At 35.7% G+C, this 13,863-nt stretch carries 10 protein-coding genes and 1 riboswitch; of the genes, 2 read left to right on the top strand and 8 right to left on the bottom strand.

The window, feature by feature from the left end; translation table 11 throughout:
* Positions 1-169 precede the first annotated feature (169 nt).
* The 8 genes from Q5O24_07660 to Q5O24_07695 form a co-directional block, all read right to left on the bottom strand.
* Complete coding sequence (locus Q5O24_07660) at positions 170-526, bottom strand: hypothetical protein (protein WKY49177.1); 357 nt, start codon at positions 524-526, stop codon at positions 170-172.
* Complete coding sequence (locus Q5O24_07665; GenBank protein ID WKY49178.1) at positions 523-1,083, bottom strand: UbiX family flavin prenyltransferase; 561 nt, start codon at positions 1,081-1,083, stop codon at positions 523-525. Before Q5O24_07665 ends, Q5O24_07660 begins: the two co-directional genes overlap by 4 nt.
* Complete coding sequence (locus Q5O24_07670) at positions 1,080-2,810, bottom strand: hydantoinase B/oxoprolinase family protein (GenBank protein ID WKY49179.1); 1,731 nt, start codon at positions 2,808-2,810, stop codon at positions 1,080-1,082. Before Q5O24_07670 ends, Q5O24_07665 begins: the two co-directional genes overlap by 4 nt.
* Positions 2,794-4,872, bottom strand: coding sequence for a hydantoinase/oxoprolinase family protein (locus tag Q5O24_07675; protein ID WKY49180.1), 2,079 nt, complete (start codon positions 4,870-4,872; stop codon positions 2,794-2,796). Before Q5O24_07675 ends, Q5O24_07670 begins: the two co-directional genes overlap by 17 nt.
* A gap of 25 nt (positions 4,873-4,897) precedes the next feature.
* Positions 4,898-6,259: a UbiD family decarboxylase gene (locus tag Q5O24_07680; protein ID WKY49181.1), complete on the bottom strand. Its 1,362-nt coding sequence runs from the start codon at positions 6,257-6,259 to the stop codon at positions 4,898-4,900.
* A gap of 101 nt (positions 6,260-6,360) precedes the next feature.
* Complete coding sequence (locus Q5O24_07685; protein ID WKY49182.1) at positions 6,361-6,918, bottom strand: hypothetical protein; 558 nt, start codon at positions 6,916-6,918, stop codon at positions 6,361-6,363.
* A gap of 184 nt (positions 6,919-7,102) precedes the next feature.
* Complete coding sequence (locus Q5O24_07690) at positions 7,103-7,789, bottom strand: energy-coupling factor transporter transmembrane component T (protein WKY49183.1); 687 nt, start codon at positions 7,787-7,789, stop codon at positions 7,103-7,105.
* Positions 7,790-7,791: 2 nt separating this feature from the next.
* Positions 7,792-9,276: an ATP-binding cassette domain-containing protein gene (locus Q5O24_07695; protein WKY49184.1), complete on the bottom strand. Its 1,485-nt coding sequence runs from the start codon at positions 9,274-9,276 to the stop codon at positions 7,792-7,794.
* 150 nt (positions 9,277-9,426) lie between these two features.
* Positions 9,427-9,598: riboswitch (cobalamin riboswitch) on the bottom strand.
* A 91-nt stretch (positions 9,599-9,689) separates the two neighbouring features.
* On the opposite strand from Q5O24_07695, the gene Q5O24_07700 reads away from it, so the two are divergent.
* Together Q5O24_07700 and Q5O24_07705 are read left to right on the top strand one after the other, a co-directional pair.
* Positions 9,690-11,255 carry a DUF2284 domain-containing protein gene (locus Q5O24_07700; protein WKY49185.1) on the top strand — a complete coding sequence of 522 codons (1,566 nt, stop codon included), beginning with the start codon at positions 9,690-9,692 and terminating at the stop codon, positions 11,253-11,255.
* A gap of 140 nt (positions 11,256-11,395) precedes the next feature.
* Positions 11,396-13,810 carry a diguanylate cyclase gene (locus tag Q5O24_07705; protein ID WKY46277.1) on the top strand — a complete coding sequence of 805 codons (2,415 nt, stop codon included), beginning with the start codon at positions 11,396-11,398 and terminating at the stop codon, positions 13,808-13,810.
* The last annotated feature ends 53 nt before the right edge of the window (positions 13,811-13,863 follow it).

Genomic DNA, 13,863 nt, shown 5'->3' on the forward strand with positions numbered 1-13,863 from the left:
TCAATTATCTAAAGGAGTATAGCATTTAATGGTGTATCTGTATTTATACAAATAACTAATTTTGTCTGTTATTTATACAAATTATGCGATTTGTTTAATAGATTTTTTGAAGATTGGCATAATAAAAAATTGCGCAGCAGTTGATAACTACTACGCAATAGTGTCTAACTTATTGGGCCTCATCAAAAAAAGACTCTTTTTCAATCAAATCAAGTAAATTTTCAACCCCTATTTCAGAATTTTTTACAATTTCTTTAATTTGATCTCTTGTGATGTTATCCAGATGAAAACCGGCCACTACTGTGCAAATGCATTGATGTCTTTCAGAAATTGCTTTAGCTAATGGAATAGCAAGTGTATCATCACGATGATGTAATGGTGTATAACTCACGACTCGACCACTATCTCCAATAGCAGTGCAGCCGATGTGTGATTCACCGCCAGTTAGGATCACCAAATAATCAGAACCTATTTGTGTGACTTTATAATATAGGGTTGTTTCACCTATGCCTACAGATAAATTCACGACTCATGTCCCCATCTTTCGAATAAGGAGTGGGAAATGCCAAGTAAGTCAAAAACTTTTCCAACACTCTGATTGATCAGTTCATCTATGGTTTGAGGATGATGATAAAAGGCTGGCATAGGAGGAAGAATAATTCCGCCGGCTTCTGTGACTGTTGTCATATTACGCAAATGTATAATTGTCAAAGGTGTTTCCCTGGTCATTAGAATGAGTGGCTTTCTTTCTTTTAATGCGACGTCGCTCATTCGTACAATTAAATTATCGCTAAATCCATTTGCAATTCCAGCAAGAGTCTTCATGCTGCAAGGAGAGACGATTGTCTTATCAATGCCGTATGAACCACTTGAAACAGCGGCAGCCATGTCTGTACTTTCATAAACGGCATCTGCTAAATCAGTAACAGATTCTATAGAATATTGAGTTTCCAGTTCAATGGTTTTTGCTCCCCATTCACTAATCACTAAGGATACATGATGGTCAGTTTTAGCTAATGACTCAAGAAGGCGAATTCCATAGATCACACCAGAAGCGCCAGTAATGCCCAACGCAATTTTCATGAGGATTTTCTCCGTTCTAAAGTTTTTTTCATATTGATACCTGACTCATCGATAATGACACCATATATTTTTTCAGCAGACTCATTCGAGATAATACCATCAAGTACATCATTATAAACCTTTTCTGGGGAACGTTTTAGAGGGTCTCCCCAACCACCTCCACCGCTGGTATTCAAATAAATCTGATCGCCTTTAACTGCTTTTCTTGGAGCTTCTTTGCTTTCCATAATAACTTCTTTTCCCTGACTGACAAAAACACTGCGATTTAAACTCCCTGATTTTCCACCTCTTAATCCATAAGGAGCGTGTTTAATGCCATCCCCAAAATTCACAATATCAGTTCGGTCAGCAGTTACCTGGAAAGCATATTTCATACCGCAACCTCCGCGATATTCTCCAGCTCCTGCAGTATCAGGGTCCATTTCATGGTAAAGTGTTAAATGGGGGTATTGAACCTCATTCGATTCAATATTAGGTGCTTTGACGCCGCCAAAATTCGACAAAGTCGCCATATAAGGCTTTCCGTCATGTCCTTCCATTGCTCCACCACTACCTAATGAACAAAAGGAAAAGCCAACAAAATACCGATCGTTTCTCGGATCAACACCATAGAAGGACGGACCCAGATAACGATGGTAACCTGCTGAAACTCTTCCTGTTTCGGCCTGATCCAGGGCTTTAAAGATAGTTCCAATTATTTCACTGGCAGGTGTTAATGTGCAAAGTGTCATAGGTGCCGGAAGGTTAGGGTTAACCAAAGAACCTTTGGGTAGATTAACGTTAATACAACCAAATGCACCGCCATTCCGAGGAATATCTTTCCCTAAAAACCAAAGGGCGGCTATCCCAGAGGCACAAGTTGCGGTTACAACTGAGGTATTAATAAAACCTGTTACCTGATTATCAGTCCCCTGAAAATCTATTAGCATCTGATCACCGGTGATTTTGACAGCCACTTCTATTCGTATCGGTTCCTTCTGAAAACCATCATCATCTATAAAATCGTAGGCTCGGTAAATTCCATCGGGAACTTGACTGATTCTTTTTTTAGTTAAATCAGCAGCCATTTTTAAAGAATCATGAACAGCATTTTTAACAATTTCAGGAGAAAAGGATAAAAGCATCTCTTGAATTCTCTTCGCAGCTAGGCGATTTGAGCCTATTTGTGCTAAAAAATCGCTGGTGAGCATCTCTGGATTACGGGTGTTGATACGAATCAGGTCAAGAATATCCTCTAGCATTTCATTGTTTTTCATCAGGCGAGTTGGTGGAATTCTAATTCCTTCCTGATAAATTTCCGTCGCTTTAGGGTTGTAACTACCTGCTGTTGAGCCGCCAATGTCGCCATGATGCGCTCGACTTACACAGAAGAATAGTAGTTCATCATGCGAAAAAACAGGCGTAATAATACCAATATCAGGCAAATGATTTCCACCATTATATGGATCATTGATAATAAACACATCACCATCATGAATTTTGTGTCCAAATTTGCGAATAACTGCTTTAACACTAAAAGAACCTGCAGTTGCTAAAATTGGAATACCATTAAGCTGAGAGACAAGTTCGCCATTTGCATCACATATGCAGCAGGCAAAGTCACAGGCTTCTGCAAAAATTGGAGAGTGAGCAGAACGCTCAAGTGCAATCCCCATTTCTTTGGTGATACTATCAAGACGATTCAAAATCACGGTTCTGTTAATAATCGTTTCAGTTCGTAAATCCATTCGTTTGCTCCTTTCGCATAATAATAACACCGTCCTCCTCCTGTTGACAAAAGAAGCCTGCAGGAACAACGATAGTTGTGTAGGTTAAGTCGATCAGCGCTGGACCTGTAAATCCATTCTGCAGACACGCTTCATTGATCGAAGCAACTTCGATATCGTCTTTTAATCCAAAAATCTCTCCTGATACCAAATGCTTGTTTTGCTTATTTGTGGAGTTGTTTAAAGGGAAAAGTGTATTATCGTTTTTAGCCTCAGAACAGGCCAAATGAAGATCAATAATTTCCCATTCTTTATCTCTTTCAGCATATTCATATATCGCCTGGTGTGCATCATAAAAAGCCATTTCAACCTCAAGAATGTCTGTCTGTTCAAAATGAGCTTTTGTCCAAGGGACACTAATTTCATGATGCTGGCTGACATAGCGCATTTCCAGGGTTAAATCAAATTCCTGCCGATCATAATCAACCCCTAGTCTAGATAAATGCTGTTTCCCATCAGCTTGCATTTCCTGTAATTTGATATTAAGTTTCTTTGCATCAAAATTCTTTTTTTCCATAATGACACTAGCAGTAAGATCTGTTCGGCATGATGCACCAAGCATTCCCCATGAGCAAAAGACAGGACCTTGCACTGGGATTATAATTTCTTGCATATTAAGTGATTCCATTACACGTGCTGCAAATAATCCAAATGCTCCACCTGCACTGATTAGACTGTATTTACGAGGATCATTTCCCTTTTGTGTAGTTACAAGCCGCATGGCATCAGCCATCATTTCGGCTGCAATAGTATAGATCATTCTGGCTGCTTCACTAACAGAAATTCCAAGAGGTTCAGCAATTTTCTTTTTTATTGCTGATTCTGCCAATTCAGCCGATAAACGCATTTTCCCTCCGAGAAAACGTTCAGCATTAATCAGTCCGAGAACCAGAAGTGCATCAGTAACTGTTGGAGCTTCACCACCTAGATTGTAGCATGCCGGACCAGGGACAGAACCTGCAGAATCAGGACCTACATTAACCTGTCCGCCATCTGCAACTTGAACAATACTTCCCCCACCGGCACCAATTGAATGAATATCAATCATCGGTATTGTTAAAGGATATCCTTCCAGTTCAGTTTGAGAAGCAAGTTGAGTTTTTTCATCACTAACAACATGAAGATCAAAACTCGTTCCTCCCATATCCGCTAAAACGCAATGTGTTCTTTTAAGCAGTTTTGAAAGGCTTTCGTTACCTACTGCACCACCGGCCGGACCTGATAAAAGTGTCTTTACGCCAAATTCTTTTGTGTCGATTGTATCACTAAGACCACCACTGTTTTTCATAATATAGAGTGGCCGATTCCAACCCAGAGTGTTTAATTCTCTTTTTATTTCCGAGAGATAATCGGATAACACTGGAGTGCAATAGGCATTAATAACGGTTGTTGTGGTACGTTCGTATTCTCTGATTCGCGGTGAAACATCTGATGAAAGAGATACAAAAATTTCAGGACATTCTGTTCTGATAATTTCAGCAGTTTGCTTTTCATGCTCAGGGTTTAGAAATGAAAAAAGATATGAAACTGCAATTGCTTTTACGCCAGCATCCTGACACGAATGACAGGCAGAAATAACGGCTTCGCGATTTAAACATTTTATGACATCACCTTTGTAATCCAAACGCTCTTCAATGCCAAATCTTAGCCGGCGGGGAACAAGAACTTCAGGTGTTTTAATTGCCAGATCCCATTGATTAGACAATTGAGAACGTCTAATTTCCAGTGCATCACGAAAACCGGCAGTGGTAAATAAAGCGGTTTTGACACCTTTCTTTTCCAGTAAAGCATTTAATGCCAATGTAGTTCCGAGAGAAATCTTTTCAGTCTTTTCTAATAGCTCACTGAGAGTAGTCCCCCATGAATCAGCCAGTTCATAGAGTCCCTCGAGAATTCCCTTGGCCGGAAAAGTATGATTAGTTGGGTTCTTAACGGCAATTTTTTTTTCGTCTCCGTTTTTCAAGCTACCAACAGAAGTAAAATCAGTAAAAGTACCACCTGTATCAATTGCAATTTTTATCATTTCTAAACCTTCTTTTTATTTATGTTTATTTTACGTATTTGAATAAACGCTGTACATCAGATATGACATTTTCATCAATATCGATTTTAGGAGAGAAACCGCTCAAGGGCTTGGTAGCATCGATTCCTAATTTGGCCGTTCGACTTAGCTCATCAGTGGATGGATCGAGGGTTTCACCCATCATATTTGGGAACACCATAACGCCCCGATCTGCCTGGAGTCGAGTTGCCATGGCCCATAGGACTTCCTGTTCATTAAAGACATCTACATCTTCATCGACAACGACAACCATTTTTATATGATGATCCATTCCTAATGTTGTCAGAATTACTTGTTGCGCCTGACCTTCAGCTGTTTTTTTCATCGATACATAACAGTGAAATATACCGCAGGATGAAAGCGGTGAATGAACTGCTTTAATATTAGGCAAATTCTGTTTTAAAAATTTCTCAATATCGCCTTCTCGTTGAATTGAGACAATCGTGATATGTTCACTGCTCATCGCAGGGGTTATATCGTGAAAAATCGCGTTTTCCCTGTATCTAATTGCATTAACCTGAAAAACATTCTCGGTACTTCTAAAACAGGCATAATTTGTATACTCGGCAAATGGACCTTCTGGCTCTCTAACATTGGCCAATACTTCCCCTTCCAGTACAAATTCAGCGTATGTCGGAATATTTAAATCGATGGTATGACAGGGTGAAACTTCAAGCGGTTCACCAAATAATCCGCCAATCGCACCAAATTTTCCTAAATGATAAGGAACAGAAGCTTGTGAACCTAATGAAATATTAGGATGAACACCGATGCAAATAGCTGCTTTCATATTTTCACCGCGTTCTTCACTACGTCTAAAGTATTCCCACATTCTTTGACGTGAATGGAATGAAATCCCCAATTTGTTTTTGCCTTTTAATTGAAGACGATGGTATCCTAATGTTTCTGCCCCAGATTCTGGATCTTTAGCCACACATAGTCCCGATGTGATGTATGGGGCAGCATCGATCGGAAAATGTTTAAGAATTGGCAGTTTAGTAAGATCTACATCATCTCCTTCAATAATATTCGCATTACATGGAGGATTATCGATGATTTTCAGATCATCAAACCGATCTTTGATTTTTTCTCCAAAAGCTTCTGAAACTTCAGAAGCTTTTACCTTCATACCTCTTGCGAAACGTTCTTTTGTACCAAGAATATTCGTAACCACTGGAAAATCGCTTTCTTCCACATTGTCGAACCACATCACCGGAAACTGATGTTTTTTTTCCAATTCCATCATAAAAGTACTAATTTCATAGTTTCTTTTAACTTCTTCAGTGACGTGAATGATTTCACCGTCATTTTCTAAATCTTTTAAAAAGTCTCGTAAATCCTGACTCACTATTGTTCTCCTTACTTTGTCTTTTAAAATCGAAATGCTTTGGCACTAGATTATTGAATCTAATACCAAAGCTAAGTTTTTTCGTATTAATAATATTTGAATTATTTAATTAGACCAGACTTCATAATAGCTTCATATGCAACTTTCGTTGCAAGGGTTGAAAACACCCAGTTTACAGCTATTAAAATTAGAGTTTCAATAATTGCTACATTAACAGGTACGCCAAGAATAAGAACAAGACCAACTGCAACGATCAAATTTCCAAGAATGCATACCCCACCTTGAGCCATAATATGATGAGACCATTTTGTCATATCATACTTTGAGGCAATCAAGGATACCCATATGGAAGCTACTCCGTTGGCGAAAACAAATGCAATCCATAGCGGTGAATAAAGTACAGAAATAACTGCCTCTACCTCTGCTGCAATTAAGCCACCTGGCTGCTTATACAATAAAGTCAACAGACCGGTGAAAAAGGCCCATACTGTTCCGTTGATCAGGTACATTCCCATTTTTCCCCAAGGCAAAAGATTGTCAATCTGGCCTGTAATCTGACAAGCCAGTACAAAAACAATGCCCATAACTACTGAACCGATTAATGACTTTGTATCGGTTTTAAAAATCTGATTTCTTCCCAAAACTTGTTCTTTTTCCATTTTTATCTCCCTTTGTTTAATTGAGTAATTGCTATCATAAACATTTAAATAAAAAATAATATTTAGTATAAATTATCATCGCAGGTATTTAAAATGTATCATTTTTGAAGATAAGTGCAATGAAGTAACAATTACCATTATTTATATTAAGATTTTGACAAACAAAACCTAAATACCAATCATTTTATTTATCACCGTAATCAACTGAAATATCGAGTACTCTTTCTTGAGTGCAACTTCGAGTTTGGTAACGTCCATATCCACGAAGTTCTGCTGATAGAGCCGCATCAGATGAAATACGCAGTGCCCTGTAGATGAGTGGTAAAATCGAAGATGGTAAATTTTTTATTTTTTCTAACACTATATCATTTGGTACTCCCCTCGCGGATTGGCTATTACTGATTGATTTATATTCGTTAATCATTACTGGTAAGAAGCGGTCAATCATTGGTACCAGCATTGCATATCGATATGGTATTTTCCATTGAATAAGGGTTTGTGCCATATCCATTGACTCTGTGTGTATAGCAAATTGAAAAGCTGATAAGGAAATGATTGATATTTTTAGTGTTCCCTGTAACGTAGTCATTAAAAAGCCACTGTAAATTCTTAATATCCCAAATGTATAAATAATCTGACCAGATCGACCAAAGAAAATATTTATAACTAATACCTGACTAGCAACAATTAATATCAGAATGGCCAGCGTTTTAAATGCTTTCAAGGAACGTTCAGAAACAAGTTCCATAAATAGGATGACTATTATAAGTAGTGTATTTAAATATATATTTTGGGATATAAGACCAATTAAGATTGTCAGCAAGCAAAGGACAAATTTCAAACCTGAATCCCAGTTTTTTAAATCCATCATTTTTATAGAACTCCTCTTAAAATTTCATACTCAATCAATTCTTTTTCATAATTCATTAAATTTTCTGCTTCACAATCGAAAACTAATCGATGATTATGCATCATCACAATCCGATTGGAATAATTTTGAGCCTCTACCAGATTATGCGTAACAAGGAGAATTGAAATTTGTTTACTGGAAAGTTCTGAAAGTTTATCCATAATAACTTGACCTTGAGCTTCACTTAAACCTGAAGTGGGTTCATCTGCAATAATTAACTCAGGATCTCCTACTATCACAGATCCCAATGCCAATAGCTGTCTCTGTCCACGACTAAGTCTTTGTGGGTGAACATCTTCTAATCCCTTTAAACCGATAAATTCTATGATGTCATTAATTTTCAATTGTCTTTCTGCATCACTAAGTGTACTGGATTTAAGAATATATCCAATTTCATCTCTAACAGAACTTAAAAAAATCTGATCGTCTGGATTCTGAAACAAAAAACCTATTCGCCTTCTTAGTGGCCCAATATTTTTTTTAGTAATTTTCTGTCCGAATAATTCAACTTGACCATTGCTTGGTTTTAATAATCCTTCAATTAACTTTAGCATTGTAGATTTACCAGATCCATTTTGGCCAATTATTGCTGTAAATTCGCCTTTTTTCAAAGAAAAATCGATAGAATCACAGCCAACAATACCACTTTTATAAATATGTGATACTTGTTTTAAGGAGATTAATTCTGTACCGGTGTCTATAGCTAAGGGTTTTTTGTTGTTTGTTTTTTTTATAGTATATTTATTCTTATATTGTCCTGGAGACAAATCATCAATAATTGTGCCTTCTTCCATCACTATTACTCTATCAACACCATGAAGTATTTCATCTGAACGATCCATAACGATAATAATCGTTAAATTATTTTCCTGATTTAGCTTTCTTAAATAGCTGTATAGTTCACTGCTGGTTTTTGGATCAAGCTCAGCAGTTGGTTGATCCAGTAATAAGATGGGAGTTCTCATCGCCAAAACACTACCAAGTACAACTTTTTGGGCCTGTCCTCCAGAAAGTGAATCAGTTGTACGATGGGTAAAATTTTGCATATTTAAAAAATCAACAATCGCTGCAATCCGATTTTTAATTTCATATGGATCCAGGTTCATATTTGAAACTCCAAATGAAAGCTCGTCTTCAATATGTCGATTAAGCATTTGATGTTGCGGTTCCTGCATCATATAGCCTACAAAATCTGACATTTCATTTAATTCCAATTCATTAATATCCTGACCTTTAATTTTCACCCAACCGTCGATTTTACATGGAAAGAATTTTGGTGCAGCTGAAGTAATTGTATGTAATAGCAGCGTTTTCCCCGATGCTGCACTTCCTGTAATTGCAATCATTTCACCCTGACTAATGTCCAATTTAATATTTTTCAGTGCTGGTTTGTTTTCATCCGGAAAGACTAATTCATTAATCCGAACTTGTATATCTGTTTGTATCATTGATTATCTTCTTTCGTGAGTTTGTGACAAATCTATTTTTCTACATAAAAACATTCAATTGTTATAAAGATAAACATCTGTCTAAGTGATTTTGCAGAAATAAAAAAAGTTTCGGCTATCACAAAAGATAGCCGAAACTTTACCGTCATTTCGAATTATTAAAATATTGGCAGGTCTCCTGACTGATGCTTATCTGTCCTTAAGTCTTCCCGTTGCCAGTGACATTTATAAAGACAAAGCAAATTACAGTGATGGGTTCGTTCAGGATTTACACCTGATTCCCTATTCTCCTTTAAAAGGCACCAATATCCTTTAAATATTTATTGATACTATATTAACGTTTATTTCGACTGCTGTCAATAAATATTTAACATTAGTAAAAAAATTAGTAAGATACAAATTTCATCTTTGTTTTGAACCTCAAAACTATCATTTTCTTTGATTTCTTTTCAATTGATGGTTATAATATAGCCATTAATCTAAGAAAAAGAGGAAAAACAATGATCCCAACAGACTATAATTTAAGCGACTATGATCCTCATACTGACGGTTTTAATTATTTAAGCGATATAGCAAATGCCTCTATGCTTTCAGAAATTTTGAATACCTCGATTGCCCTTAATATTTTTGAAATAATTGATCAATTTGGGGATGATGGTGTAGAACTAGAAATGCTTAGTTATAAAGTAAATATTAAAAGTGAAATTCTTGCTGAATTCTTAATTGTATTAAAGCAAATGGGTTTTCTTTTCGAGTGGCAAGGTAATTATTCAAATTCTTTATTATCTAAACAATATTTACTGCCAGAAAGTATCGATTTTGTCGGAGGTTTAGAGGCCATTCAAAGAACGAACCTAAATAATTGGAAGAAGTTTAAGAACAGACTCTTGTCTAATCAGAAAGAAAGCATCGTTGAATCAAATATTCAAAATCAACATTGTAAGATAATCAATCAGCATATTTCCAATAGCTGTACAGAATTCTTTGAGGATTTTGAAGGGGCTATCCTGATTATTGGAAATCATACTGCTCCCATAATTTCTGCTTTCCTTCAAAAATTTCCACAATCAAAAGTAACAGTTAAAGATCCTTGTTATGATCCAACTATGATTGACAGTACTGTGTCTGGAAAAGTCGTCTCATTAAATTCTCTAACAAAACAGAACAATAAATTTAAACTTATTTTTATAACGCTTACTGATTTATCCCCTGAAAGTATAAGTGATTATTGCAAAAGTTTAACACAGGATGGAATTCTAATGGTTCATGATTACTTTAGAGAGCATAAACCTTTAAAATCAGCTTTAAATTCGATAAATCAGCTCTTGCAGGAAGCTTTGCCGGTTAGATCCGCAGCTAGACTAAATGGAATACTTTCAAATTATCAAATGACATCACTTAAACTTGTTCCGTTGGAATCAGATACAGCAATATATTTTGCAGCTAAAAACATGGAGCCATTATCTAAACTCAAGCTTTCAATTATTCAGCAATTAAAGTATCCGCTTCTAGAAATTGGCTTTGAAGACGTAATTAAAATTAATCCTGATACAGTTGTAACAACAGAGTTTGCTAAAAACAAATGTACTTTTGGATGTTCATCAGCTGAACTCAAACATTGTGAAAGAAACCATATGCCTCTTGAAGAAACAAGAAATTTACTTGATTCGTATTCCATTGCCTTTCTTTTAAAAGGTGCGCCAGGTACCGGTGAATTTCAGAGGAAAGTTCTAAAAGCTGAGGCTTTAGCATTTAAAAAAGGCTATCATAAGGCATTTTCCTTTTGGGCTGGTCCATGTTCAATTTGTCCAGAATGCGATTTGTTTAAACCTTGTTCAAATACTAAAAATAGACGACCTTCTATGGAAGGTTCAGGAATCGATGTTTTTGAAACTGTCAGAAACAATGGTGAGAATTTAAAAACTTTATCTGAGCGCGGAGAATTTGTTAAATACTATGCCTTGCTTTTGCTTAAGTAGTTGATGATCAATATAATTAGTAATTTATATGAATATAAATGGATTATTTGAAGTTTTTATTAATTTCTGGGTATGAATTAATAAAGGACTTTTTTTGAATTACTGCTAAGGCTTATAAATTATAAAAATGGGGTCTTCGATTGAAAATAAGAGCAAGAATTTTAATATATCTTTTTATCAGTCTCATTATTGGAACGATTGTAGCTACATTTGCTGTTTCAATGATATCAATCTCATATATCCATCAGGAAGAAGAAATTGACATCACTAAAAATATTAAAAATGCCAATTCAATTCTGTCATCCAGAATGGCTATGATAGAAGCTATTCTAGTAGACTGGACAAACTGGGATGACTCGTATCAGTTTATGAACGGTGAATATGAGTCTTATATTGATATTAACTTAGGGTCTGGAACTCTCGAAAATTATAATTTATCTTCTATGGTTTTTCTTACAAAGAACTATACAGTAAAACATGTGGACTATTCAAGTGAGAGTCAATTAGATTTAATTACCCCCTTAATTAATAATGAAGCCTTAATGAAAGCATATTTAACTGATGTTGATAATGTTGATCTTCATACTGGAATCACAGTTGTTGATGGTGATCTATATTTGATTTCTGCCAGCGGGATTACTGATTCGACCGGCAATGAACCAGCTAATGGGTATCTGATTTTGGTCCAGCAGCTAGGAAATGAATTTTTATCAAATATCGAAGAACTTCTTGAAATCGATATGGATTACTTTTATTCAACGGACGTTATAACAGACAATTCCATTAGTGAGCTTCAGTATGAATCAAGTATTCGGGAAAATAGGCAACTGATTACGACTACTTACTTAGAAGATGTATTGACAGGTGAAACCATTTATTTTATAGCTACAAACACTCGAATCTCTTATATAAATGCGATACAAACATTATTAATGGTTTCTTTATCTATCACTTTAATTTTTATTATTATCATATTTGCTTCATATTATTCTTTAAACCGAATTGTGATTTCTAGAATTTTGAAACTTGCAAAATTTCTAGATAAGGTAATAAGTGAGAATAATTTGACTTTACGGATCAATCCAACTGGCAATGATGAAATTACCTTTTTAACAAGAGGTCTAAATAGAATGTTGGAAATGTTAAACCAGGATTTTGATAAATTAATCGAAAATGATGAACGACTGCATTTGTTATTGGATGCGACTAGTGATGGTTACTTGGATTATTTCAGAAAAACTGGTACTGTTATTGTTAGCAATAATTTTCTAGTTCATATGGGTTATCACTTTGAATCCAATCAGCTTACATATGATCAGGCTTGCAGCTTTATAAATAAAGCTGACATGGTTGACTTTAGAGCAAAAATAGATACTTATCTTAAAGATAATAGCTCAGGCTTTAATGCTGAAGTGCGTGTGAAAAAAGCAGACGGACAGTTTGCCTGGATTTTGGTTCGTGGAAAAACAGTAGAGTTTGATGCTGCTGATATCCCCTCTCGCTGGATAGCCAGTCTTTTAGATATAACAGAAGATAAAAAAAAGAGCGAAGAAATTATTTATCTGCTACAAACAGATCCTGTCACACAGCTACAAAATAGAAACTATCTTGAAGGTATACTTGTTGATTTAGAACAATCATCGAAAGAATATTATTGCATTATTATGATCGACGTTAATGCCCTTAAATTGACTAATGATGCATTTGGTCATAAGGAAGGCGACCAACTTTTAAGAATTGTAGGTGATACGCTTAAACATCATTGTAGTGACACAGATTATCCAGTTCGCTGGGGTGGTGATGAGTTTTTAATATTAGTCCGCAATAATGCAAATTATGCCAGAGAACTAATTAAAGGCATTAAGGCAGATTTGGATCGGTACGTCGATTTCCTCATAAATGTCAGTGTATCAATCGGTCTGGCCTGTTATCGGGAAACAGATAAGAGTATTGACAATGTAATTAAACGAGCTGAAGATAGAATGTATCATGAAAAAATTTCTGAAAGCAGCAGAATAAAAGAAGAAATATTAGAAGAGCTTTCTGTTCGTTTAAAAAAGAAGATTCCCTCGGATTTTGAAAAGTTTCCTTATCTACTTAAAAATCTAAATCTATTGGGTACAGCAGCGGGATTATCGCAACACCAATTGAAGAAGCTGTCATTACTGGCAACCTATTATAATATTGGAAAAATTACATTACCAGATGAGCTCATTAACAAAACAACAGATACAATTACTGATGAGGACTGGAAAGTCTTTCGAACACATCCAGAGGCGGGCTATCGAATCGCACGACAATTACCCAAACTGTCATCAATTGCTGATGAAATACTTTGCATACATGAACATATAGATGGTTCTGGATATCCCAATAATCTTGAAGGCGATGAAATTCCCCTGTTATCTCGGATTTTATTAATCGTTTTAATGTATTGTACTGAAATGAATGTATTTAATATGGACTCACGAAAAGTAGCCGCGAATTTTCAAAAATATGCAGGAAAAGAATTAGACGGCCGGTTAGTTGAATTGTTTTTAAGCCTTAAAAAATAAGAAAACTTGTTTAACTATTTTTCCCCACTAGATTTCTTTTTATGCTATAATTT

The organism is Eubacteriaceae bacterium ES3 (assembly GCA_030586155.1).
Classification (GTDB): domain Bacteria; phylum Bacillota; class Clostridia; order Eubacteriales; family Eubacteriaceae; genus Acetobacterium.

Excerpts from the sequence above, each read along its gene's own strand:
- Q5O24_07665 (WKY49178.1), bottom strand. The coding sequence starts at position 1,083 with ATGAAAATTGCGTTGGGCATTACTGGCGCTTCTGGTGTGATCTATGGA.
- Q5O24_07670 (WKY49179.1), bottom strand. The coding sequence starts at position 2,810 with ATGGATTTACGAACTGAAACGATTATTAACAGAACCGTGATTTTGAAT.
- Q5O24_07675 (WKY49180.1), bottom strand. The coding sequence starts at position 4,872 with ATGATAAAAATTGCAATTGATACAGGTGGTACTTTTACTGATTTTACT.
- Q5O24_07685 (WKY49182.1), bottom strand. The coding sequence starts at position 6,918 with ATGGAAAAAGAACAAGTTTTGGGAAGAAATCAGATTTTTAAAACCGAT.
- Q5O24_07690 (WKY49183.1), bottom strand. The coding sequence starts at position 7,789 with ATGATGGATTTAAAAAACTGGGATTCAGGTTTGAAATTTGTCCTTTGC.
- Q5O24_07695 (WKY49184.1), bottom strand. The coding sequence starts at position 9,276 with ATGATACAAACAGATATACAAGTTCGGATTAATGAATTAGTCTTTCCG.